Raw genomic sequence first — 25381 nt, forward strand, 5'->3', positions numbered from 1 at the left:
TTCAGCATCAGTGCGCTCTGTTGTTTTTCTTTCAGCGAAACCTGTCTGCCTGAAATGCAGAACGCGGAAGCGATACTCCGGTCCGGCTTTAAAATCGATGAGATGTTGACGGCTGACCGGGTCTGCCCGCAGGGAGGCGGGCAGAGGGGACGGCCTGCCGGGACGCAGGCTCGGCCCCGACCCGAAAGGCAGACGGAATAAGTCGAATGCACCGCGAAGCGGCGATTTTTCCGCCGGGAGCCTGGGTTGCAAGGGAGGTGGCGACGAGCCTCCCTTGCACGTTCACGGGCGTTACGGTTTCAGAGTAGCACCACACTGGAAGTGAACGGAACCCTGTGCCGTAGTGACATATTCTTACTATCCCCTAACGAATGCGCCCGAACCCGGCATCCAGATCGGCAATCAAATCCTCCACCGCTTCCAGTCCGATATGCACCCGAACCAGCGTGCCGGTGAAATCTACCGCCCCCGCCGGGCGGATCTCGTTCAGTTCTTCCGGCTGGTTTGCCAGAATCAGCGACTCGAAACCACCCCAGGAATAGGCCATGTGGAACAGCGTGAAGTTGTCGAGGAAATGCGCCAGTTGCTCGTCACTCAGACGCTTTTTCAGCACAAAGGAGAACAACCCGGAACTGCCGGAAAAATCACGCTGGAAATACTCATGCCCCGGACACTGCGCCACCGCCGGGTGGTTGACCCGCTCTACTTCCGGTCGGTTCATCAGCCACTGCGCGATTTTGATGCTGCTCTCCTCGTGCTGCCTGAGGCGAATTCCCAGCGTACGCAGACCGCGGCTGCCATTGTAGGCGGTGTCGGCGTCCAGCGTCTGGCCCATCAGGTAAGAGTTTTCCCGCAGACGATCCCAACAGCGGGCATTGGACACCGCCGTACCCAGCATCCCGTCCGAGTGGCCGATGGTGTATTTGGTACCTGCCTGAATCGAAATATCGACACCGAAATCCAGTGCCTTAAAGAGCACGCCCGCCGCCCAGGTATTGTCGATCATAATGACGATCTCCGGGTTAACCGCACGGATCGCTTTTACCATCCCCGGTACATCCTGGACTTCCATGGTGATGGAGCTGGGAGATTCCAGAAACACCACTTTGGTATTGGGGCGGATAAGATCGACAATACCGGTGCCGATCATCGGATCATAATAGGTCGTTTCCACGTTGAACTTGCTGAGGATCTTCGTGCAAAAATCCTGCGTAGGTTCGTACGCTGCACCGGTCACCAGGATATGATCGCCGCTCTCAACGAACGCCAGAATCGCATTGGTTACCGCTGCCGCACCGCACGGATACAGCGCGCATCCGACACCCCCTTCCAGTTCACTCATCGCTTTCTGGAAAGCAAAGTGGGTATAGGTTCCGCGTCGACCGTAAAACAACTCACCGTTCGCCCGGTTGGCGGTGGCAAATTTCTTCTCTTTCACCGAATCGAACACCAGCGAAGAGGCGCGCTGGATCACCGGGTTAACCGCGCCCTGAGTGTAGCGTTTGTCGCGCCCGGCAATCACCAACTGCGTTTCGAGTCTGATGGAATCTTTCATAACGTCTCCTGTGACATCCTTTTAATCCGTTTGGGAAATTTATAACGCTGCGGCCGTCTGAGAGGCTTCAGAAACAGGCTGTTTTTTGCCAGTGAAGCGTTCGATGATTTGCGCCGCATTCAAATCGTGAATGACGTTAATCAGCGTGGCGGGCGCATCAGTAATGGTACCGAGCACTACCAGCATCGGGATGGTCTCCATCGGTAACCCCAACGTGGTGACGATGAAAATCTCACCGAGGAACGCGCCGCCTGGCACGCCGCCAACGATAATCGCGGAGAGGACGGCAATCAGCATGGTGAGGAAGAAGGTCTCCGTGGTGAACTCCATCCCCAGCACCGAGTAGATAAAGACGATTTTCAGTGCCGCAATCATCGCTACGCCGCCCTTGTTCAGGTTCACCAGTAACGGCAGGGAGACATCGACGATTTCCGGGTTGATCCCCATCGCTTTACCGGCGTGAATGGTGACTGGCAACGTTCCGAGCGAAGAACAGGTGCCCAGCGCGGTCACTGAGGGCGGGATCGCATTGCGCCAGAAGGCTTTCACCGCCGGCATGCCGCCGCCAATCCAGGAATAAACAATGGAGCCGAGCACGTAGTAGATCACTGTCGCCGCCATAAACAGAATGATGGCGCGGGCAAAGGTGAGCAGAATACCGGAGTCCTGGCTGGCCATCGTCGCGGCGAAGTAGCAACCCAGACCGATGGGCGCGACCGTCATGATGATAGAGACCACTTTCATAATCACCGTGTTGGCATCTTCCAGTAACGAGGCGATACGTCTGCCAGCGCTGTCAGATTGACCAATGGCGATCCCGGCGATAATCGCCATCACAATCAGCGCCAGAATGTTGGATTTTGAAAACAGCCCCACGAAATCATGCGTGGTGATCATGCTGACAAAATCCATCTTGCCGCTGCCCGCTTCCACAGTTTTCGACAGGTCAATCGTCACGCCCTGCGCCGGGTTGTACCACAATGCAAGTGCGACAATCCCTGCCGCCGGAATAAGCGCCATGGCGATCGAGACAATAAAAATAATCGCCATAATACGACCCAGACGTTTCAGGTCGGTCATTCTGGCGATGGATGACATCACGCTGATACCCACCAGCGGGACGATGATCATAAATAACAGGTTAAGGAAAATTTGCCCCAGGGGTTGTAGTTTTGCGGCAAACGTTGGCGCGTAAATTCCCAGAACGCCGCCAGCAATCAAAGCAAGTAATAAAATAATAGACGATCTGTAGGGTTCGAGTCGTGACCACATAACAGGCACCTTTTTAATTTAAATATTATGAACTGAGATAACATTCACACTTTTATTATCTCTGATGCGACTTCCTTTTATTTTGTGACGCACTTCACTTAAGTTGTCATCTTTTCATTTTGTCAGGAACTCATTTCCTGTGATTCAATAGTTGCATGTTTCAAATGGGATTGTAACGGGCTATTCGTACCGTTTTCGCAAATCACTTGTGAATGGAAGGAAACAATGAGCACCCCCATTTCGCTAAAGCATCTGGAATTTTTCGTCAGGATTGTCGAATGTGGCGGATTATCTGAAGCGGCATCACAATTAAATGTTTCCCCCTCAGCAGTCAGTAAAAGCCTGACCGCAATGGAAGATATTCTCGGTACAACGCTAATTAAACGCACAACAAGAAGCATTACCCTGACCGATGCCGGGCAATATCTTTTTAATCGCGCCAATAAATTACTAAAAGAATTTGATGAAGCGCTAAATACCACCACGGGTTATTATCAGAATCCGCAGGGAGAATTACGAATTACCTGCTCGATTGCCTTCGGTTATGCGCGACTGGTCAATCTGGTGGATAAATTCCGCAACCTGTGTCCGGACGTCAATTTATATATTGATCTGAATGACAATTTTGTGAACCTGAATGAAGCGGATTACGATATCGCCCTGCGAATTTCCATGGCGCCGCCACAAAATTATGCCATGCGCAAACTCGCGCCCATCCGCTGGGCATATTGCGCATCGCCGGGGTATCTGCGAAAAAAAGGCATCCCGCAGCGGCGTGTTGATCTCGTCGAGCACGACTGTCTGGTTTATCCGGGTCTGACGCCAGTACTCAAAGTGCCGGACGATCAGGAGCGGCTGCACCAGTTGAAAGTACGAATGCCCATTCAGGCCAACAGCAGTCTGGTATTGTTGAAGTCAGTACTCGAAGATCAGGGCGTCGCGTATCTGCCCACGTATCTGATTGGCGATCACATTCAGAAAGAGGAGATCACCCCGCTGATGCTTGACGGCAACATCACCTGCGAAACCCATGCGCTCTATGCGCTCTATTTCCCCAGCAAATACAGCAACCCAAAAGTGCGCGCGTTTATCGATTTCCTGGTGGAAGAACTGGCGCCGATCCCCGCCTGGGACAGTTGGATACCGGGGTGAGAAGGGAAGCAAAAACAACGGTAAATATTTCTGATGACGGGGCCTTTCAGCCCCGTCGGTACTTTACTGCTGAGCGCGTGGCACCACACCGTTAACCTGTAACTCGATATGCTGAGCCTCGAAGCAGTCAAACTTAAGGCTGTCAGCCTTAAGCGTAACGCCACCGAGCAGGAGAAGCGCGATAACAACGATAATGACCACATCACGACGTGATATTTTCACTACCCTGCCTCCATGCATCGCCACACTCTACCGCCGTTAATCCGGGCGTTCATGACGGGTGCAATCAAAGATGTGGCTTAGATTGCAAGAGCGGGCGGGGTTATTTGGCTTTCATACCCAGTGGGAGCTACCCCAATGAAAGACCCAAGGCGAGTGCTATCCCGCCAGCCGGGGACTCTCATAGAAAGTACCCGACTGGCAAGATGCGCACCGTTAACCGTACTCGGTACTGTCATCTAATCCACGCACTTATTTTGCCTGCAAACCTTTCGATGAGAACGGATATTTCCAGAATCGACCTCTCAGTTCTTAATGTAAATGGGTTGAAAAACCATCACAGAAGGGTACACTTCACATGTGGCTTAGATTGCAAGAGTAAACGCAACGTCAGGCGCTTGCTACGCCGGGCGGACGGGCCGCTAACCCGTTATGCACACCCTAAAAAGTCGCTGTTTTCAGCGGCTTTTTTGTTTTCTGAATCCCGTCGCAGATCAACATAACCACAAATAATTTACGGTTATAATGCTTGCTCTTTTCATCATCTCCCGTGTTACGGGGAAGGAAAAAGCATGTCACTCATCACCGAATTACCCGCCCTGTTTGATCAATTCTCAGAAGCTCGCCAGAAAGGCTTTCTCACCGTCATGGAACTGAAAGATCGCGGTATTCCGCTGGTCGGCACCTATTGTACGTTTATGCCGCAGGAGATCCCGATGGCGGCGGGCGCCGTGGTGGTTTCACTGTGCTCCACTTCCGATGAAACCATCGAAGAAGCGGAGAAGGATCTGCCGCGCAACCTCTGCCCGTTGATTAAAAGCAGCTACGGCTTTGGCAAAACCGACAAATGCCCCTACTTCTACTTTTCCGATCTGGTGGTCGGCGAAACCACCTGCGACGGTAAGAAAAAAATGTACGAGTACATGGCGGACTTCAAACCGGTTCACGTCATGCAGTTGCCCAACAGTGCCGACGATGCCGCCTCACGCGCCCTGTGGAAAGCGGAAATGCGCCGCCTGCAACAGGCCGTTGAAGCGCGTTTCGGCAAAACGATTGACGAGTCCGCGCTGCGTGACGCCATCGTGCTGAAAAACCGCGAGCGCCGCGCGCTGGCTGATTTCTATCGCCTCGGCCAGCTCAATCCGCCTGCGCTGAGCGGCGTCGATCTGCTGAAAGTGGTCTACGGCGCCACCTTCCGTTTTGACAAGGAAGCACTGATTGCCGAACTGGACGCAATGACCGCCCGGGTGAAAGCCGACTGGCAGGCCGGGAAACGGCTCGACGCCCGTCCGCGCATTCTTATCACCGGTTGCCCGATTGGCGGCGCAGCGGAGAAAGTGGTGCGCGCCATTGAGGACAACGGCGGCTGGGTGGTCGGTTATGAAAACTGCACCGGCGCCAAAGCCACTGAGCGTAACGTGGCGGAAACCGGCGATGTCTGGGAAGCGCTGGCGGATAAATATCTGGCGATCGGCTGCTCGTGCCTGTCGCCCAATACCCAGCGATTAACCCTGCTGAGCCAGATGGTTGAGGAGTATCAGGCAGACGGGGTGATCGACGTGATCCTTCAGGCCTGCCATACCTATGCCGTGGAATCGCTGGCGATCAAACGCCACGTTCGTCAGCAACACAACATTCCCTACATGGCGATCGAGACGGATTACTCCACCGCCGATATCGGCCAGCTCAGCACGCGTGTCGCCGCATTCATTGAAATGTTGTAAGGAGCGGGAATGTCACTGACGGTAGGCATAGATTCCGGTTCCACCGCCACCAAGGGCGTGCTGCTGGAGGGGAATACCCTGCTGCGGCGCTTCCTCTGCCCGACGCCCTTTCGTCCGGCGCAGGCGATAGAACAGGCGTGGCGTGAACTGAGCGACGATCTCGCGGAACGGCCATTTCTGACGCTCACAGGATACGGTCGCCAGCTGGTCGATTTTGCTGACAAGCAGGTGACCGAAATCTCCTGTCACGGTCTCGGCGCCCGTCTGCTGATGGCGAAAACCCGCACGGTGATTGACATCGGCGGCCAGGACAGCAAAGTCATTCAACTGGATGAGGACGGCAATCTCACCGATTTCCTGATGAACGACAAATGCGCCGCCGGTACCGGGCGTTTTCTTGACGTCATTTCCCGCACGCTGGGCGCCAGTGTAGAGGAGCTGGATGCGCTGGTCGCGGGCGTTGAGCCTCACGCCATCACCAGCATGTGCACGGTGTTTGCTGAGTCAGAAGTAATCAGTCTGCGCTCGGCAGGGATTGCACCCGACGCGATTCTGGCGGGCGTCATTAATGCCATGGCACGCCGCAGCGCTAACTTCATCTCCCGCCTGACGTCGCAGGGGCCAGTGCTGTTTACCGGCGGCGTCAGCCATTGTCATGCTTTTACGCGGATGCTTTCCGCGCATCTGGGAGCGGAAGTCAACACCCACCCCGACGCGCAGTTTGCCGGGGCGATAGGGGCGGCATTGATCGGTCAGCGACAGCGGGGGCGATAATGGCGCATTACATTTTGCTGTTTCACTCCACGCTCGGCGTGGTCCAGACTCGCAAAAAACTGCAGGCGGCTGGTGAACCGTTTACGGTGAAGGATATTCCGCGTGGTCTGCGTGGCGGCTGTGGCTTGTGCATTCATCTGCACGGTGAGGATCCCGCACGCTGGGTGATCCCCGGCCTGACGGAGAGTATTTACCGTTGCGACGAGGAGCATTTCCACCCCGTCGCACAGTTCCCGGCATCGTAAGCGTTATTCGTCTTCGTCGCGTTCGGCAGCCTGCGGGTTGCCCAGCGCGATAAACTCTTCCAGCAGCGCAGTCAGTTGCTGCATTTTCTCCGGCGTAAACTCCATTTCTATCTGCCGGTACGCCTCTTCCACTTGCGATTGCGCATGTTCGTATAACGCGTAGCCCGCTTTGGTCAGCGACACGTACAGCTTGCGCTGGTCGGTCACCGGCTTGAGCCGCAACACCAGGCCATCGCGTTCCATGCGCGTCAGAATGCCGGTCAGACTCGGGCGCAAAATACAGGTGCGAAACGCCAGGTCGTGAAAATCTATCGACGGATTTTCCGCCAGCACGCGAACAATGCGCCACTGCTGCTCGGTGAGGTTATGTCGTTTGACGATCGGGCGAAAATAGCCCATCGCCGCTTCCCGCGCCTGTAACAACGCAATGGTTAACGAGTCATGCATTGCTGCCACCCTGTAGATCCCAACAATCATTAATAAATAAATAATTTAGCAACGGCGCTTTTTCCAGCAGCCCGCTTCAGTCCCGGAAGTGTACCAGATTTACGAAAAAAATATTAATCCATTGAAAAATAACGACTACCATTTTCATATGTAAATTTATCGTTAAACAGATCACAAATAATTCACCTTTAGTTGCCAAAAAGATGGCATCGGCATAAAAGATGATCATTAACATATTAATGAATTCACAGAACGGATCTGAGGAGTGGTGAATGAAAGGCACTGTTTTTGCCGTTGCGCTCAACCATCGCAGCCAAATTGACGCCTGGCAGCAGGCATTCCGGCAAGCCCCCTATAACGCGCCGCCGAAAACGGCGGTGTGGTTTATCAAACCGCACAACACGGTGATCCGCGGTGGCGAGGCGATCCCGCATCCCGCGGGTGAAACGGTGCTGAGCGGTGCGACGGTGGCACTGATCGTCGGTAAAACCGCAAGCCAGGTGAGCGTCGCCGAGGCGCCGGACTACATCGCGGGTTATGCGCTGGCTAACGAGGTCAGCCTGCCGGAAGAGAGCTTTTACCGCCCGGCCATCAAAGCGAAATGCCGCGACGGCTTCTGCCCGTTAGGCGAAATGACAGCGCTTAATAATGTCAACAACCTGACCATCATCACCGACATTAACGGCCGCGAAGCTGACCGCTGGAACACCGCCGATTTACAACGCAATGCCGCGGAACTGCTCTGCGCATTGAGCGAGTTCGCCACCCTGCAACCTGGCGACGCCATTCTGCTCGGCACGCCGCAACAGCGTGTTCCATTACAACCAGGCGATCACGTACGCATTCTCGCCGAAGGCTTTCCGCCGCTGGAAAACCACGTAGTGGACGAACGCGACATTATTGACGTTCGCTCTGTGGAGCCGCATCCACACCCTGGCGGCACTCTGTTTGCGCTCGGCCTGAATTATGCCGATCATGCCAGCGAGCTGGATTTTAAGCCGCCGGAAGAGCCGCTGATTTTTATCAAAGCCGCCAACTCGTTTACCAGCGACAAGCAGGTCTCTGTGCGTCCGGACAACGTCGATTACATGCACTACGAAGCCGAACTGGTGGTCGTCATCGGCAAAACCGCCCGCCACGTCAGCCGCGAGACAGCGATGGAGTACGTTGCCGGTTACACCCTTTGCAACGACTATGCCATCCGTGACTACCTGGAAAACTATTACCGTCCGAACCTGCGGGTGAAAAGCCGCGACACACTGACGCCCATCGCCCCGTGGATTGTCGATAAATCCGCGATTCCTGATCCGCATAACCTGACCCTGCGCACCTGGGTTAACGGCGAACTGCGTCAGCAGGGCACCACCGCCGATCTGATTTTCGACATCCCCTTTCTGATTGCTTACCTGAGCGATTTTATGACCCTGCAACCAGGCGACATGATCGCCACCGGCACGCCGAAAGGGCTGTCTGACGTGGTACCGGGCGATGAAGTGGTGGTGGAAGTGGAAGGCGTGGGCCGCCTGGTCAACCGCATTATCAGCCAGCAGACGTATGAGGAGACGCTGAAATGAAAAAGATAAATCACTGGATTAACGGCAAAAACGTCGCCGGGAATGACTATTTCCACTCGACCAACCCGGCCACGGGCGAGGTGCTGGCTGAAGTGGCGTCCGGCGGAGAAGTGGAAATCAACGAGGCGGTGGCAGCAGCAAAAGCGGCGTTCCCGAAATGGGCCAATCTGCCGATGAAAGAGCGCGCACGCCTGATGCGTCGCCTCGGCGAGCTGATCGACGAAAACGTGCCGGACATCGCGGCGATGGAAACTGCCGACACCGGTCTGCCCATCCACCAGACCAAAAACGTACTGATCCCACGCGCGTCGCATAACTTTGAGTTCTTCGCCGAAGTGTGCCAGCAGATGAACGGCAAAACCTACCCGGTCGACGACAAGATGCTGAACTACACGCTGGTGCAACCGGTGGGCGTCTGCGCGCTGGTCTCGCCATGGAACGTGCCGTTTATGACCGCCACCTGGAAAGTCGCGCCGTGCCTGGCACTCGGTAATACCGCGGTGCTGAAAATGTCCGAACTGTCGCCGCTGACCGCCGATCGTCTGGGCGAGCTGGCGCTGGAAGCGGGCATTCCGGCGGGCGTGCTGAATGTGGTGCAGGGCTATGGCGCCACGGCGGGCGATGCGCTGGTACGCCACCACGATGTACGCGCCGTATCGTTCACCGGTGGGACCGCAACGGGTCGCCGCATCATGCAGAACGCCGGGCTGAAAAAATATTCGATGGAGCTGGGCGGTAAATCGCCGGTGCTGGTGTTTGAAGACGCCGACATCGAGCGTGCGCTGGATGCCGCACTGTTCACCATTTTCTCGCTCAATGGCGAACGTTGCACCGCCGGGTCACGCATCTTCATTCAGCAAAGCATCTACCCGGAATTTGTGAAGCGCTTTGCCGAACGCGCCAACCGCCTGCGGGTGGGTGATCCGACCGATCCGAACACCCAGGTTGGGGCGCTTATCAGCCAGCAGCACTGGGATAAAGTCTCCGGCTACATCCGCCTCGGCATCGAAGAAGGTGCGACGCTACTGGCGGGCGGGCCGGACAAACCCACTGATCTGCCTGCGCATCTTAAAGGCGGCAATTTCCTGCGCCCGACGGTACTGGCCGATGTCGACAATCGCATGCGCGTGGCACAGGAAGAGATTTTCGGCCCGGTGGCCTGCCTGCTGCCGTTCAAAGACGAAGCCGAAGGGCTACGGCTGGCGAACGACGTGGAGTACGGCCTCGCCTCTTACATCTGGACCCAGGATGTCAGCAAAGTGCTGCGTCTGGCGCGCGGTATTGAAGCCGGAATGGTGTTCGTCAATACACAAAACGTACGCGACCTGCGCCAGCCGTTCGGTGGCGTGAAAGCGTCCGGTACCGGTCGCGAAGGGGGTGAATACAGCTTTGAAGTGTTCGCTGAAATGAAAAATGTCTGCATTTCCATGGGCGATCACCCGATCCCAAAATGGGGAGTCTGAGATGGGAAAGTTAGCGTTAGCTGCCAAAGTCACTCACGTTCCGTCGATGTATCTTTCTGAGTTGCCGGGGAAAAATCACGGTTGCCGCCAGTCGGCTATCGACGGGCATAAAGAGATCAGCAAGCGTTGCCGCGAAATGGGCGTTGATACCATCATCGTGTTCGACACTCACTGGCTGGTCAACAGCGCCTATCACATCAACTGCGCGGATCATTTCGCCGGGGTCTACACCAGCAACGAGTTACCCCACTTCATCCGCGATCTGACCTATGAATACGACGGCAACCCGGCGCTCGGTCAGCTTATCGCCGACGAAGCCATTGCGCGTGGTGTGCGTGCCAAAGCGCACAACATCCCGAGCCTGAAGCTGGAGTACGGCACGCTGGTGCCGATGCGCTACATGAACAGCGACCGGCATTTCAAGGTGATCTCGATTTCGGCGTTCTGCACGGTTCACGATTTTGCCGACAGCCGTAAGCTCGGCGAGGCCATTCTCAGCGCCATCGAAAAATACGACGGTACCGTGGCGGTGCTCGCCAGCGGTTCGCTGTCGCACCGTTTCATTGACGACCAGCGCGCGGAAGAAGGAATGAACAACTACACCCGTGAATTCGATCGTCAGATGGACGAACGCGTCGTGAAGCTGTGGCGCGAGGGCAAATTCAAGGAGTTCTGCAGCATGCTGCCGGAATACGCCGATTACTGCTACGGCGAAGGCAACATGCACGACACCGTGATGCTGCTTGGCCTGTTGGGCTGGGACAACTACAACGGCAAGGTGGAGTTCATCACCGACCTGTTCCCCAGCTCCGGTACTGGTCAGGTCAATGCCGTTTTCCCGCTGCCTGCGTAAGGATCCCTGATGCCACATTTTATCGCCGAATGTACTGACAACCTCCGTGAGCAGGCCGACTTACCGGGCCTGTTCGCCAAAGTGAACGACGCGCTCGCCGCCACTGGCATCTTCCCGACAGGCGGGATCCGTAGCCGCGCCCACTGGCTGGACACGTGGCAGATGGCCGACGGCAAGCATGACTACGCCTTTGTTCACATGACGCTGAAAATTGGTGCCGGACGCAGCCTGGAGAGCCGCCAGCAGGTTGGTGAACAACTATTCGCGCTGATTAAAGCCCATTTCGCCGCGCTGATGGAGAGCCGCTATCTGGCACTCTCTTTCGAAATCGACGAGTTGCACCCGACGCTGAATTACAAGCAGAACAACGTGCACGCCTTATTTAAGTAGCGCGTGATTTGCCCGGTGGCGCTTCGCTTACCGGGCCTACAACGGCTTCGAACGTAGACCGGGTAAGCAACGCGCCATCCGGCACTGCCACAGGAATCACTATGCTCGATAAACAGACCCGAACCCTGATCGCCCAACGGTTGAATCAGGCCGAAAAACAGCGTGAGCAAATCCGAGCGATCTCGCTCGATTACCCGACCATCACCATTGACGATGCCTACGCCGTACAGCGTGAATGGGTTGACCTCAAAATTGCCGAAGGCCGCGTGTTGAAAGGCCATAAAATCGGCCTGACCTCGAAAGCGATGCAGGCCAGCTCGCAGATCAGCGAACCGGATTACGGCGCGCTGCTCGACGACATGTTTTTTCATGACGGCAGCGACATCCCGACTGATCGTTTTATCGTGCCACGCATCGAAGTCGAACTGGCGTTTGTGCTGGCGAAACCACTGCGCGGCCCAAACTGCACGCTGTTCGACGTTTACAACGCCACCGACTACGTGATCCCCGCGCTGGAACTGATCGACGCCCGCTGTCACAACGTCGATCCCGAAACCCAGCGCCCGCGCAAAGTGTTCGACACCATCTCCGATAACGCCGCTAACGCCGGGGTGATCCTCGGCGGTCGTCCGGTTAAGCCTGACGAACTGGATCTGCGCTGGATCTCCGCCCTGCTCTATCGCAACGGCGTCATTGAAGAGACCGGCGTCGCGGCAGGCGTGCTGAATCACCCGGCCAACGGCGTGGCGTGGCTGGCGAACAAACTGGCGCCGCACGACGTACAGCTGGAAGCCGGGCAGATCATTCTCGGCGGTTCGTTTACCCGCCCGGTACCGGCGCGTAAGGGCGACACCTTCCACGTCGATTACGGCAACATGGGCGCCATCAGTTGCCGTTTTGTGTAAGGAGATGAACATGAATAACGCCTTTAAAGACGCACTGAAAGCGGGTCGCCCGCAAATCGGCCTGTGGCTGGGATTGTGCAGCAGTTACAGCGCCGAACTGTTAGCCGGTAGCGGCTTCGACTGGCTGCTGATCGACGCCGAGCACGCGCCCAACAACGTGCAGACGGTGTTAGGCCAGTTGCAGGCGGTCGCGCCATACCGCAGCCAGCCGGTGGTGCGCCCGTCGTGGAATGATCCGGTGCAGATCAAACAACTGCTGGATGTCGGCGCACAGACACTGCTGGTGCCGATGGTTCAAAACGCTGACGAAGCCCGGCTGGCGGTTCGCGCCACCCGCTATCCACCCGCTGGCATTCGCGGCGTGGGCAGCGCGCTGGCGCGGGCGTCGCGCTGGAACCGCATCCCGGATTATCTGCAACACGCCAACGACGCCATGTGCGTGCTGGTGCAAATCGAAACCCGGGAAGCGCTGAAAAACCTGCCGCAAATTCTGGATGTTGACGGTGTGGATGGGGTGTTTATCGGTCCGGCGGATCTCAGCGCCGACATGGGCTTTGCGGGTAATCCGCAGCATCCGGAAGTGCAGGCCGCCATTGAAACCGCCATCGCACAGATCCGTACGGCAGGCAAAGCGCCGGGCATTTTGATGGCCAACGAAGCGCTTGCTAAACGCTACCTTGAACTCGGCGCGCTGTTTGTCGCCGTCGGTGTGGATACCACACTACTCGCCCGCGCCGCCGAAGCGTTAGCGGCGCGTTTTATCGATACACCGGTTATGTCAGGCAATAACAATAAATCCGTCTACTAACCGTACGATGTGGAGCGCATCATGACGACCTCTACCCTGCAACCTAATGATAATAAAGCTATTGAGCATCGCGTTATTAATAAGCTGTTCCGTCGTTTGATCGTTTTTCTTTTTATTCTGTTTGTTTTTTCGTTTCTCGATCGCATTAACATCGGCTTCGCCGGGCTGACGATGGGCAAAGATCTGGGTCTGACGTCAACCATGTTTGGTCTGGCGGCGACGCTGTTTTACGTCACCTACGTGCTGTGTGGGATCCCGAGCAACATCATGCTGGCCAAAGTCGGCGCACGCCGCTGGATAGCCGGGATCATGGTGGTGTGGGGCATCGCGTCTACCTGCACCATGTTCGCCACCAGCCCGCATACGCTGTACATCCTGCGCATGCTGGTGGGCATTGCGGAAGCCGGTTTTTTACCAGGGATCCTGGTCTACCTGACATGGTGGTTCCCGGCGTATCACCGCGCCCGCGCCAACGCGCTGTTTATGATCGCCATGCCGGTGACGATGATGCTCGGCTCGATCCTCTCCGGCTATATTCTGGCACTCGATGGACTGTGGGATCTGAAAGGCTGGCAGTGGCTGTTCCTGCTGGAAGGATTGCCGTCTGTCGTGCTCGGCGTGGTGACATGGTTCTTTCTCAACGATACGCCGGATCAGGCCACCTGGCTCGATGAGAAGGAAAAACAGACACTCAAAGCAATGATCGCCCGCGAACAGGAAGTGGCGGTTTCGCCAACGTTCGCGTCGCGCTCCACTCTGCGTGAAGTGCTGACCCCCGCCGTGCTGCTCTACACGCTGGCCTATTTTTGCCTGACCAACACGCTCAGCGCCATCAACATCTGGACGCCACAGATCCTGCAAAGCTTTAACACCGGCAGCAGCAATATTGTGATTGGCCTGCTGGCGGCGATCCCACAGTTTTGCACTATCCTCGGCATGATCTGGTGGAGCCGTCGTTCAGACAGGTTAAAAGAGCGAAAAAAGCACACCATCCTGCCCTATCTGTTCGCCGCGGCGGGATGGCTGCTGGCCTCGGCCACCGATCACAGCCTGATCCAGTTGCTGGGTATCATTATGGCCTCAACCGGATCGTTTACCGCCATGGCGATATTCTGGACCACGCCAGACCAGGTGATTAGCCTGTCGTCCCGCGCGGTAGCGCTGGCGGTGATCAACGCCATCGGTAATGTGGGATCCGCCGTCAGTCCGTTGCTGATCGGTATTCTGCGTGATGCTACCGGCAGCTTTAGTTCAGGGTTGTGGTTTGTTGCCGGATTGCTGATTGTGGGAGCGCTGGTGCTGACACGCATTCCGATGACCCGGCGGGAAAGTCGTCAACGCGCAGCAGGCATGGCGCCGCAGAAGATCCACTAAGGAGCCGCCATGTGCCAGCCGACTATCGCCAACATTGATATCAGCAAAGATTACGATGAAAGTCTGGGCAGTGAAGATGTGCATTATCAGTCATTTGCACGCATGGCGGCCTTTTTTGGCCGCGACATGCAGGCACATCGCCACGACCAGTTTTTTCAGATGCACTTTCTGGATACCGGGCAGATCGAGCTGCAACTCGACGACCATCGTTACTCAGTGCAGGCACCGCTGTTTGTGCTGACGCCGCCGTCGGTGCCGCACGCATTTATCACCGAATCGGACAGCGATGGTCATGTGCTGACGGTGCGTGAAGATCTGGTCTGGCCGCTGTTAGAAGTGCTCTACCCCGGCACGCGGGAAACGTTCGGTTTGCCGGGGATCTGCCTGTCGCTCGCGGATAAGCCCGAAGAACTGACGGCGCTGGCACATTACTGGCAACTGATTAAACGGGAATCCACCGCCGGATTGCCGGGGCGTGAGCACACACTGGTGCTGCTGGCGCAGGCGGTGTTCACCCTGCTGCTGCGTAACGCAAAGCTCGACGACCACGCCGCCAGCGGCATGCGTGGTGAATTAAAGCTGTTCCAGCGATTCACCCAGATGATTGATGTGCACTACCATCAGCACTGGACGCTGCCGGATTACGCCCGCGAACTGCATATCACCGAATCGCGGCTGACGGATATCTGCCGCCGTTTCGCCAACCGCCCGCCCAAACGGCTGATTTTCGACCGGCAAATGCGTGAAGCCAAACGACTACTGCTCTTCTCCGACAGCGCGGTGAATGAAATCGCCTGGCAACTGGGGTTTAAAGATCCGGCCTATTTCGCCCGCTTTTTTAATCGCCTGACAGGCTGCTCGCCGAGCGCGTATCGCGCGAAACAGGTGCCGGTGTCGTAGATCGTCCATATCGATGCAGATGGGGTAAATTTTTACTAAAATTAAGCCTAATAGTTGTCCCTGAAAAACCCTCGCTTATTTACTAAAAACAGATGCATGTCCTCCGGCTTCCTTTACAATACACAAGCGCAGACAGTGGTAAGGCAGAACAAGGACAACCATGGCAACACTTAAAGATATCGCCGCTGAGGCGAAGGTTTCCCAGGCGACCGTTTCCCGGGTGCTGAATGACGATCCGACACTGAACGTCAAAGAAGAGACCAAACACCGCATTCTGGAGATCGCCGAAAAGCTGGAATACAAGAGCAGCAGTTCTCGTAAGACGCAGGTCAGTACGGCGGGGCAGCAGCATATTCTGGCGCTCTACAGTTATCATCAAGAACTGGAGATCAACGATCCCTACTATCTTGCTATTCGCCATGGTATCGAGACACAGTGCGATAAGCTCGGCATCGAACTGACCAACTGCTACGCCAGCGCGGCGCTGCCGGAACTTAAACGTATCACCGGCATTTTGATTGTCGGCAAGCCCGGCGCCAGCGTGCGTCAGGCTGCCGCCGCACTGACTGACAATATCTGTTTTATCGACTTTCACGAGGCCGGTAGCGACTATGACGCAGTCGACATCGATCTGGCGCGCATCAGTAAAGAGATCATTGATTTCTTTATCGCGCAGGGAGCGAAGCGCATTGGTTTTATCGGCGGCGAAGACGAGCCCGGCAAAGCGGACATTCGCGAAGCGGCGTTTGTCGACTATGGCCGTCTGAAGGGCGTGGTCTCGGAAAAAGATATCTGGCGAGGCGGTTTTTCCAGCTCATCAGGTTATGCACAGGCAAAAAAAATGCTGAGCGGCGAGACATGGCCGGCGGCGCTGTTTGTGGCGTCGGATTCCATTGCCATCGGCGTGCTGCGCGCCATTCATGAAAAAGGGCTACGCATTCCCGACGACATTTCGCTCATCAGCGTGAACGATATTCCGACAGCCCGTTTCACCTTCCCGCCGCTCTCGACGGTGCGCATCCATTCAGAAATGATGGGCAGCCAGGGCGTTAACCTGTTGATCGAGAAAGCCCGCGACGGCCGCGCCCTGCCGTTGCAGGTGTTTGTCCCCAGCAAACTCAAGCTACGCGGTACTACACGTTAATTCCAGCCGCCAATGCCCGGTAAGCGCCGCGCCGCCGGGTATTGCCGGGCGGATCTTCGTTTGCCCGGCCTACATAATTCCCGCACCTGTTTTTCTTTTTCGTGATCAAGTTAAAGATAATCATTTTTACTGATTTTATTTAGTAAAATATTTACTAAAATCCCGGCAATGATGTTTTACCCCACAGGGAGATGACATGAATCGCTGGGAAAATATTCAACTGACGCACGAAAACCGGCTCCCCCCGCGAGCTTACTTTTTCTCATACCCTTCCGTTGCGCAGGCGCGCACCTTCGTCCGCGAAGCCAGTACGCTTTTTCAGTTACTCAGCGGTCAGTGGAACTTTCGCCTTTTCGACAACCCGTTGCGGGTGCCAGAAACCTTTACTACCGAAATGATGGCCGACTGGAGCACCATCACCGTTCCCGGCATGTGGCAGATGGAAGGTCACGGTAAGTTGCAATACACCGATGAAGGTTTTCCCTTCCCGATCGACGTGCCTTACGTCCCTACGGACAACCCGACCGGCGCCTATCAGCGCACGTTTACCCTTGCTGACGGCTGGCAGGGCAAGCAGACGATCATTAAATTCGACGGTGTTGAGACCTATTTTGAAGTCTACGTGAACGGCCGCTACATCGGTTTCAGCAAGGGCAGTCGCCTGACGGCTGAGTTCGACATTACCGATGCCGTCACAACAGGCGAAAACCTGCTTTGCGTTCGCGTGATGCAATGGGCGGACTCTACCTACATTGAAGATCAGGACATGTGGTGGTCGGCGGGCATTTTCCGTGACGTTTATCTGGTGGGGAAAACGCAAGCGCACGTGCAGGATTTCACCGTCAGAACCGATTTCAGCGACGACTACCAGAGCGCCACGCTCTCCTGCCAACTGGAGCTGGAAAACCTGGCGGCGACGTGCGCAGACCTGACACTGGAATATGCCTTGTTCGATGGCAATGACATTCTGCATCAGGGCATACTGGATACGCTTCGCGTCATACAGCAACACAGCGCGCAATTCGCTATTCCGGTTAAGCACCCGCGTCAGTGGTCAGCGGAAGATCCGTACCTTTACCATCTGGTGATGACACTAAAAGATCATCGCGGTGAGATCCTCGAAGTCATCCCACAGCGTGTCGGCTTTCGCGACATCAAAGTGCGTGATGGCCTGTTCTACGTCAACAATCGCTACCTGATGCTGCATGGCGTCAACCGCCACGATAACGATCATCTGAAGGGCCGTGCGGTGGGGATGGATCGCGTGGAGCGGGATCTTATCCTGATGAAGCAGCACAACATCAACTCGGTACGTACTGCGCATTACCCGAACGATCCGCGCTTTTATGAGCTGTGCGATATCTACGGCCTGTTCGTGATGGCGGAAACCGACGTCGAGTCTCACGGCTTCGCCAACGTTGGCGATCTCAGCCGCATCACCGACGATCCTGAATGGGAACCGGTCTACGTTGAACGTATTGTGCGTCACGTGCAGGCCCAGAAAAACCATCCGTCAATCATCATCTGGTCGCTTGGTAATGAATCCGGCTACGGCTGCAACATTCGCGCAATGGCCCGTGCCACCAAAACGCTCGACGACACTCGGCTGATCCACTACGAAGAAGACCGGGACGCAGAAGTGGTGGACATTATCTCCACCATGTATACCCGCGTACCGTTGATGAACGAATTCGGCGAATACCCGCACGCTAAGCCACGCATTATCTGCGAATACGCCCACGCGATGGGCAACGGCCCCGGCGGTCTTAGCGAGTACCAGAATGTTTTCTATCGTCACGACTGCCTGCAGGGTCATTTCGTCTGGGAGTGGTGCGATCACGGTATTCAGGCGCGGGACGCCAGCGGCGAGGTGTTCTATAAATTCGGCGGCGACTACGGCGACTATCCCAATAACTACAACTTCTGCCTTGATGGACTGATCTATTCCGATCAAACCCCGGGCCCGGGCCTGAAAGAGTACAAACAGGTGATCGCCCCGGTGAAGATCGCGGCGGGAGATCTGTCACGCGGCGAGCTGCGGGTCGAAAACAAATTGTGGTTCACCACACTCGCCGATTACACCCTGCATGTAGAAGTGCGGGCAGAAGGTGAAACGCTGTCCAGCCAGCAGTTGAAAGCCGCTGATCTGGCGCCGAACAGCGGCCGCACAATCACCTTCACCTTGCCCGCGCTCGATGAACGTGAAGCCTTTGTCAATATTCGCGTCACCCGCGACTCGCGCACCCGCTACAGCGAAGCGGGCCATGAAATCGCCATCTACCAGTTCCCACTGAAGGCACGTACCGCCTGTGACGCACCGTGGGTACATCCTGCCGCAACGCCGCTGAAGCTGGACGATCAGCGGCTGGAATGCGTGATTACTGGCCATAATTTCCGCCTCGTTTTTTCGCGCGTGACCGGCAAGCTCATTTCCTGGCAGGTTAACGGCGAGGAACGCATCACCCGCGAACCGAAGATCACTTTCTTCAAGCCAATGATCGATAACCACAAGCAGGAGTACGAAGGGCTGTGGCAGCCAAATCACCTGCAAATTATGCAGGAGCACTTGCGCGATTTTGTAGTGGAAACCCGCGATGACGCGGTGTTCATCACCACCCGCAGCATCATTGCGCCACCGGTATTTGATTTTGGCATGCGTTGTACTTATCGCTGGCGAGTAACTGCCGACGGGCAGTTGAACATTGAACTCTCCGGCGAACGCTACGGTGATTACCCGCACATCATTCCGTGCATCGGCTTCACCCTTGGCATCAACGGCGATTTTGACCAGGTGGCGTATTACGGACGCGGCCCTGGCGAGAATTACCCCGACAGCCAGCAGGCTAACATTATCGACGTCTGGCGCAGTACCGTGGACGACATGTTCGAGAACTACCCGTTCCCGCAGAACAACGGCAACCGTCAGCACGTCCGCTGGGCATCGTTGACCAACCGCCACGGCTGCGGACTGTTGGTGGTGCCACAGGCCCCCATTCACTTCAGCGCCTGGCATTATCACGCCGAAGACCTTCACGCCGCACAGCATTGCAACGAACTGATTCGACGCGACGACATCACGCTCAATCTGGATCACCAGTTGCTGGGGCTTGGCTCCAACTCCTGGGGCAGCGAAGTGCTCGACAGCTGGCGTGTATGGTTCACCCCTTTCCGCTACGGCTTTACCCTGCTGCCGCTGGACGGCGGTACCGCCACCTCGCAGGCATTAGCCAGTCAGGCCTTTGGCGACAGTTTCTTTTCCACGGTTCCGCACAGCGAGGCAGAAAAATGAGAATTCTCGACAACCTTGACCAGTTCCGCGCCCTTTACCCTTCAGGGCGCAAGTGGCAGCGCTGCCTTGAGGCGATTGAAAACATCGACAACATTCAGCCCGGCGTGGCGCATTCCATTGGCGACTCGCTGGCCTATCGCGTGACCACCGACACCACCACCGATGCGCTGTTCGTCGGTCATCGTCGCTATTTCGACGTGCATTACTACCTGCAGGGATCGCAAAAAATCGAAGTGGCGGCGAAAAGCCAGTTGCAGGAGGTGGCGTGCTATCGCGATGAAACCGATCGCGAATACCTGAAAGGCTGCGGTGAAACCGTGCAGGTGCATGAAGGCCAGATAGTGATTTTCGATAACGAAGAAGCTTACCGCTTCATCTGTGATGCCGCCGTGAAGAAAGTCGTACTCAAAGTGACCATCGAAGACGGTTACTTCCATAACAAATAAAAACATCGGGCGGCGTCAATGTAGCGCCGCTATCCTCCCTGTACCTGGAGAACGACCGTTATGTCTGATACGAAGCGCAATACCATCGGCAAATTCGGCCTGCTGTCGCTGACGTTTGCCGCCGTGTTTAGTTTTAACAACGTCATTAATAACAACATCGAACTGGGGCTGGCATCCGCGCCGATGTTCTTTCTGGCGACGATTTTTTACTTTATTCCCTTCTGCTTAATCATCGCGGAATTTGTGTCGCTGAATAAAAACTCGGAAGCCGGTGTTTACGCGTGGGTGAAAAGTTCGCTCGGCGGCCGCTGGGCATTCATCACCGCTTACACCTACTGGTTCGTTAACCTGTTCTTCTTCACCTCATTATTACCGCGCGTTATTGCCTACGCCTCTTATGCGTTTTTGGGCTATGAGTACATTCTGACGCCATTTGCCACCACGGTGCTGAGCATGGTGCTGTTTGCCTTCTCGACGTGGGTATCGACCAACGGCGCGAAAATGCTCGGGCCGATCACTTCCGTAACGTCGACGCTGATGCTGTTGCTGACGCTCTCCTACATTTTACTGGCCGGCACCGCGCTAGTGGGCGGCGTACAGCCAGTAGATCCTATCACTGTCGATGCCATGATCCCGGATTTTAGCTGGGCGTTCCTTGGCATCACCACCTGGATCTTCATGGCGGCGGGCGGCGCTGAATCCGTCGCGGTTTACGTGAATGATGTTAAAGGCGGCTCGAAATCTTTCGTCAAAGTGATCATCCTCGCCGGGATCTTCATCGGCGTGCTTTACTCCATCTCTTCCGTGTTGATTAACGTCTTTATCAGCAGCAAGGAACTGAAATTTACCGGTGGCTCAGTGCAGGTTTTCCACGGGCTGGCGGTTTATTTCGGCCTGCCGGAAGTGCTGATGAACCGCTTCGTCGGGCTGGTCTCTTTCACCGCCATGTTTGGCTCGCTACTGATGTGGACCGCTACGCCCGTTAAAATTTTCTTCTCTGAAATCCCGGCCGGTATTTTTGGTAAAAAGACCGTTGAACTGAACGAGAACGGCGTTCCGGCACGCGCGGCGTGGATCCAGTATTTGATCGTCATTCCGTTGATGATCATCCCGACCATGGGCTCTAACACTGCGCAGGATCTGATGAACACGGTGATCAACATGACTGCCGCCGCATCAATGCTGCCGCCACTGTTCATCATGCTTGCCTATCTGAATCTGCGCCGTAAGCTCGACCACCTGCCGCGCGATTTCAAAATGGGCTCCCGCACGACCGGCATGATCATCGTCTCCATGTTGATTGTGATTTTTACCATCGGTTTTGTAGCCTCCACCTTCCCGACTGGCGGCCATATTCTGACGATCATTTTCTATAACGTTGGCGGCATTGTGATTTTCCTCGGCTTTGCCTGGTGGAAATACAGCAAATACGTCAAAGGACTCACGGCAAAAGAACAAGCCACTGAGGCGGCTCCCGCTTCCACTCTTCAATAAGAACAACAACCCATGAAAATACGCACTTATTTTTACAGGGCGCTCTGTGCCCTGTCCTTCTGCTGCGCTTTCCCGACTACCGCAGAAGAGGTTCGCCCCGCCGAACATGACGACACCCGCACGCCGGAACTGGCACAAGCATCGTATCGTTTTTACGGTGAAATGGGGCTTGGCGGCTATATGGATCTTGAAGGGCCGGACAAACACAAATACAGCGACGGCACCTACATTGAAGGCGGCCTCGAAATGAAATATGGCTCGTGGTTCGGCCTGATTTACGGTGAAGGCTGGACAGTCCAGGCCGACCACCAGGGCAATGCCTGGGTACCGGATCACAGCTGGGGCGGTTTCGAAGGCGGGCTTAACCGCCTGTACGGCGGCTACCGCAGCGACAACGGCACCGAGACGATGCTCAGTCTGCGCCAGGACTCCTCCCTCGACGATCTGCAATGGTGGGGTGATTTCACGCCCGATCTCGGCTACGTGATCCCCAATACCCGCGACATCATGTACGCCCTGAAGGTGCAGAACCTTACCGGCAAACTGCGCTACAGCGTGACGGCCACACCTGCCGGGCATCACGACGAAAGCAAAGCCTGGCTGCATTTCGGCAAATATGATCGCTACGACGACAAGTACACCTATCCGGCAATGATGAACGGCTATGTCCAGTACGATCTCGCCGAAGGTGTGACCTGGATGAACGGTCTGGAAGTGACCGATGGCACCGGGCAGCTGTTTTTAACCGGGCTACTTTCCCCTAACCTCGCCGCCCGCGCCTGGCATCATACCGGGCGCGCTAACGGCCAGGACACGTCCGGCAGTGAAACCGGTTATATGGTCAGTGCGATGGTCGAAGCACTGAAAGGGGTTTACCTCTCCACCGCATACAGCTACGCAAAACACCGGCCGGACAACGCCGCCGACGAAACCACCTCGTTTATGCAGTTCGGCATCTGGTACGAATACGGCGGCGGGCGTTTTGCCACCGCCTTCGACAGCCGGTTTTACATGCAGAACGCGTCGGGCGATCCGAGCGATAAAATTTTTCTGATGCAATATTTCTACTGGTAATAAGGGACGCGATCACCATGAAACTAAAAACCCTGCCGGGGCCGCTGGCCTGCGCGCTGCTGCTGAGCCTTTCCGCCCACGCCGCCACGGCAAATGATTATAAGAACATCATCAACCGCACCGGTGCGCCGCACTATATGCAGGATTTCGATGCTGACGACCACCAGCGATTCAGCCCGTTTTTCGATTTCGGCGCCTGGCATGGTCACCTGTTACCGGACGGCCCGCAAAGCCAGGGCGGTTTTCCCGGCCCGGCGCTGCTGACCGAAGAGTACATCAACTTTATGGCGACCAATTTTGACCGGCTGTCGGTGTACCGTAACGGCAAAAAAGTCGATTTCTCCCTCCAGGCCTGGAGCATTCCTGGCGCACTGATGCAAACGCTGACCGCAAAAGGCGTGCAGGTGAAAATGACGCTGTGCTTCGCCAGTCCCCGCACGTCGCTGCTGGAAACGCACATCAGCAGTGACACGCCGCTGACGCTGGTGTGGGATGGCGAGCTACTTGAAAAATTGCAGGCGAAAGCGGGTAAGTCGCCATCGGATAAAACCATCGATGGCGCATTTCCTGGCTACAAACGGCAAATCGTCGCCACCCCGGATGGCCTGAAAGTGACGTTTGGCAAAGTCCGCGCCTCGTCAGATCTGATGACCTCCGGCGAATCGGAATATCAGGTGCATCGCTCGATACCGGCACAAACCCGTATCGACGGACACCGCTTTACCAGCACCGCTCACATCAGCGGCTCGACCACGCTCTACACGACATATTCCCATCTGCTGACTGCCGCCGACGTCAACCATGAAAAAGCGCAAATCCGCGATATTCTGGCGCGCCCGGCGTTTTATCTGCAGGCGTCAGAGCAGCGCTGGGAAAACTACCTGCAAAAAGGGTTAAGCAACCCCAATGCCACGCCAGAGCAGACGCGCGTGGCAGTCAAAGCCATTGAAACCCTGAATGGCAACTGGCGTTCGCCGGGCGGCGCGGTGAAATACAATACCGTCACGCCGTCGGTGACCGGCCGCTGGTTCTCCGGCAATCAGACCTGGCCGTGGGATACCTGGAAACAGGCCTACGCTATGGCGCACTTTAATCCGCAGATCGCCAAAGAGAATATCCGCGCCGTTTTTTCCTGGCAGATCACGCCTGACGATCCTGTTCGCCCGCAGGATGCCGGGTTTATCCCGGATCTCATCGCCTGGAATCTGAGCCCGGAACGCGGCGGCGACGGCGGCAACTGGAACGAGCGCAACACCAAGCCGAGCCTGGCGGCATGGTCGGTGATGGAGGTTTATAACGTCACGAAAGACAAGGCGTGGCTGGAGGAGATGTATCCGAAGCTGGTGGCCTACCACGACTGGTGGCTGCGTAACCGCGATCACAATGGCAATGGCGTGCCGGAATACGGCGCGACCCACGACAAAGCAAATAATTCTACGGCTGAGATCCTGACCGCCGCCTCCTGGGAATCGGGGCGCGATGATGCCGCCACTTTTGGTTTTATCGACAACGATCAACTGGATAACTACGTGGTAAAAGGCGGTAAACCGGGCGACTGGACGGTGAACGTCAGCGAAAACCGGCATAAAGACGGCACGCTGCTCGGTTACTCGCTGATGCAGGAGTCGGTCGATCAGGCCAGCTACATGTACAGCGATAACCATTATCTGGCGGAAATGGCGACAATACTCGGCAAAACCGCCGATGCCGAACGCTACCGCCAACTGGCGACGCGCCTTGCAGAATACATCAATACCTGCATGTTTGATGCGCAGAGCGGTTTCTATTACGACATTCGTATTGCAGACAAACCGCTGGCTAACGGCTGCGCGGGCAAACCCATTGTGGAACGCGGCAAAGGGCCGGAAGGCTGGTCGCCGCTGTTTAACGGCGCCGCCACGCAGGAACACGCCGATGCGGTGGTGAAGGTGATGCTGGATCCCAACGAATTCAACACGTTCGTTCCACTGGGAACGGCGGCGCTGACCAATCCGGCCTTTGGGGCAGACATCTACTGGCGTGGCCGGGTGTGGGTGGATCAGTTCTGGTTTGGGCTAAAAGGCATGGCGCAATATGGCTATCGTGAGGAGGCGTTGCAGCTTGCCGACAAATTTTTTAAACATGCGAAAGGGCTGACCGCCGACGGCCCAATTCAGGAAAACTACAATCCGCTGACTGGCGATCAGCAGGGCGCACCCAATTTCTCCTGGAGCGCCGCGCATTTATACATGTTGTATAACGATTTTTTCAGAAAATCATAACGCCGCGTTGCCCGGTGG

General features: G+C 56.0%; 22 protein-coding genes. 18 read left to right on the forward strand and 4 right to left on the reverse strand.

What is annotated here, in order from left to right; all coding sequences use genetic code 11:
- Positions 1–364 precede the first annotated feature (364 nt).
- Both metC and QMG90_RS18545 read right to left on the reverse strand, forming a co-directional pair.
- A complete protein-coding gene (gene metC, locus QMG90_RS18540) occupies positions 365–1555 on the reverse strand; it encodes a cystathionine beta-lyase (protein WP_283281127.1) in 1191 nt (396 codons plus the stop codon).
- A gap of 39 nt (positions 1556–1594) precedes the next feature.
- Complete coding sequence (locus QMG90_RS18545) at positions 1595–2827, reverse strand: dicarboxylate/amino acid:cation symporter (RefSeq protein ID WP_283281128.1); 1233 nt, start codon at positions 2825–2827, stop codon at positions 1595–1597.
- A 225-nt stretch (positions 2828–3052) separates the two neighbouring features.
- On the opposite strand from QMG90_RS18545, the gene QMG90_RS18550 reads away from it, so the two are divergent.
- A complete protein-coding gene (locus QMG90_RS18550; RefSeq protein WP_283281129.1) occupies positions 3053–3979 on the forward strand; it encodes a LysR family transcriptional regulator in 927 nt (308 codons plus the stop codon).
- Positions 3980–4042: 63 nt separating this feature from the next.
- On the opposite strand, the gene QMG90_RS18555 is transcribed toward QMG90_RS18550, so the two are convergent.
- Complete coding sequence (locus QMG90_RS18555; protein ID WP_283281130.1) at positions 4043–4201, reverse strand: hypothetical protein; 159 nt, start codon at positions 4199–4201, stop codon at positions 4043–4045.
- 569 nt (positions 4202–4770) lie between these two features.
- On the opposite strand from QMG90_RS18555, the gene QMG90_RS18560 reads away from it, so the two are divergent.
- Genes QMG90_RS18560 through QMG90_RS18570 form a run of 3 tightly spaced genes read left to right on the forward strand, consistent with a single transcriptional unit; the run spans position 4771 to position 6941 of the window.
- A complete protein-coding gene (locus tag QMG90_RS18560; RefSeq protein WP_283281132.1) occupies positions 4771–5922 on the forward strand; it encodes a double-cubane-cluster-containing anaerobic reductase in 1152 nt (383 codons plus the stop codon).
- A 9-nt stretch (positions 5923–5931) separates the two neighbouring features.
- Positions 5932–6696: a putative 2-hydroxyacyl-CoA dehydratase activator YjiL gene (gene yjiL, locus QMG90_RS18565; RefSeq protein ID WP_283281133.1), complete on the forward strand. Its 765-nt coding sequence runs from the start codon at positions 5932–5934 to the stop codon at positions 6694–6696.
- Positions 6696–6941, forward strand: coding sequence for a putative Se/S carrier protein (locus tag QMG90_RS18570; protein WP_283281134.1), 246 nt, complete (start codon positions 6696–6698; stop codon positions 6939–6941). Before yjiL ends, QMG90_RS18570 begins: the two co-directional genes overlap by 1 nt.
- Before the next feature lie 3 nt (positions 6942–6944).
- Here the strand turns inward: QMG90_RS18570 and hpaR are convergent, their stop codons facing one another.
- On the reverse strand, positions 6945–7388 hold the full coding sequence (gene hpaR / locus QMG90_RS18575; RefSeq protein ID WP_283281136.1) for a homoprotocatechuate degradation operon regulator HpaR: 444 nt from the start codon (positions 7386–7388) through the stop codon (positions 6945–6947).
- 272 nt (positions 7389–7660) lie between these two features.
- Here hpaR and hpaG point away from each other — a divergent pair, with 272 nt between their 5' ends.
- From hpaG to ygjK, 14 genes are all read left to right on the forward strand, one after another.
- Positions 7661–8962 carry a 4-hydroxyphenylacetate degradation bifunctional isomerase/decarboxylase gene (hpaG, locus tag QMG90_RS18580; protein WP_283281138.1) on the forward strand — a complete coding sequence of 434 codons (1302 nt, stop codon included), beginning with the start codon at positions 7661–7663 and terminating at the stop codon, positions 8960–8962.
- On the forward strand, positions 8959–10425 hold the full coding sequence (hpaE, locus tag QMG90_RS18585; RefSeq protein WP_283281139.1) for a 5-carboxymethyl-2-hydroxymuconate semialdehyde dehydrogenase: 1467 nt from the start codon (positions 8959–8961) through the stop codon (positions 10423–10425). Before hpaG ends, hpaE begins: the two co-directional genes overlap by 4 nt.
- A gap of 1 nt (position 10426) precedes the next feature.
- A complete protein-coding gene (gene hpaD, locus QMG90_RS18590) occupies positions 10427–11278 on the forward strand; it encodes a 3,4-dihydroxyphenylacetate 2,3-dioxygenase (protein WP_283281142.1) in 852 nt (283 codons plus the stop codon).
- 9 nt (positions 11279–11287) lie between these two features.
- A complete protein-coding gene (locus tag QMG90_RS18595; protein WP_283281143.1) occupies positions 11288–11668 on the forward strand; it encodes a 5-carboxymethyl-2-hydroxymuconate Delta-isomerase in 381 nt (126 codons plus the stop codon).
- Between the two features lie 101 nt (positions 11669–11769).
- Positions 11770–12573 (forward strand): 2-oxo-hept-4-ene-1,7-dioate hydratase, encoded by an 804-nt coding sequence (hpaH, locus tag QMG90_RS18600; protein ID WP_283281146.1) that lies wholly within the window; start codon positions 11770–11772, stop codon positions 12571–12573.
- 10 nt (positions 12574–12583) lie between these two features.
- Complete coding sequence (gene hpaI, locus QMG90_RS18605; protein WP_283281148.1) at positions 12584–13381, forward strand: 4-hydroxy-2-oxoheptanedioate aldolase; 798 nt, start codon at positions 12584–12586, stop codon at positions 13379–13381.
- A 21-nt stretch (positions 13382–13402) separates the two neighbouring features.
- On the forward strand, positions 13403–14755 hold the full coding sequence (gene hpaX / locus QMG90_RS18610; RefSeq protein WP_283281149.1) for a 4-hydroxyphenylacetate permease: 1353 nt from the start codon (positions 13403–13405) through the stop codon (positions 14753–14755).
- A 9-nt stretch (positions 14756–14764) separates the two neighbouring features.
- Positions 14765–15655 (forward strand): 4-hydroxyphenylacetate catabolism regulatory protein HpaA, encoded by an 891-nt coding sequence (gene hpaA / locus QMG90_RS18615; protein WP_283281150.1) that lies wholly within the window; start codon positions 14765–14767, stop codon positions 15653–15655.
- A gap of 160 nt (positions 15656–15815) precedes the next feature.
- Positions 15816–16799 carry a transcriptional regulator EbgR gene (ebgR, locus tag QMG90_RS18620; protein WP_283281152.1) on the forward strand — a complete coding sequence of 328 codons (984 nt, stop codon included), beginning with the start codon at positions 15816–15818 and terminating at the stop codon, positions 16797–16799.
- A gap of 196 nt (positions 16800–16995) precedes the next feature.
- The gene (gene ebgA, locus QMG90_RS18625; RefSeq protein WP_283281153.1) at positions 16996–20088 is read left to right on the forward strand and encodes a beta-galactosidase subunit alpha; all 3093 of its coding nucleotides are present in this window, start codon (positions 16996–16998) and stop codon (positions 20086–20088) included.
- Positions 20085–20534 carry a beta-galactosidase subunit beta gene (locus tag QMG90_RS18630; RefSeq protein ID WP_283281154.1) on the forward strand — a complete coding sequence of 150 codons (450 nt, stop codon included), beginning with the start codon at positions 20085–20087 and terminating at the stop codon, positions 20532–20534. Before ebgA ends, QMG90_RS18630 begins: the two co-directional genes overlap by 4 nt.
- Before the next feature lie 60 nt (positions 20535–20594).
- Positions 20595–22028 carry an amino acid permease gene (locus QMG90_RS18635; protein ID WP_283281155.1) on the forward strand — a complete coding sequence of 478 codons (1434 nt, stop codon included), beginning with the start codon at positions 20595–20597 and terminating at the stop codon, positions 22026–22028.
- A gap of 12 nt (positions 22029–22040) precedes the next feature.
- Positions 22041–23102: a protein YgjJ gene (gene ygjJ / locus QMG90_RS18640; protein ID WP_283281156.1), complete on the forward strand. Its 1062-nt coding sequence runs from the start codon at positions 22041–22043 to the stop codon at positions 23100–23102.
- Between the two features lie 17 nt (positions 23103–23119).
- Positions 23120–25363: an alpha-glucosidase gene (gene ygjK / locus QMG90_RS18645; protein WP_283281157.1), complete on the forward strand. Its 2244-nt coding sequence runs from the start codon at positions 23120–23122 to the stop codon at positions 25361–25363.
- The last annotated feature ends 18 nt before the right edge of the window (positions 25364–25381 follow it).

It is taken from the genome of Trabulsiella odontotermitis, from assembly GCF_030053895.1.
Lineage (GTDB): Bacteria > Pseudomonadota > Gammaproteobacteria > Enterobacterales > Enterobacteriaceae > Trabulsiella > Trabulsiella odontotermitis_C.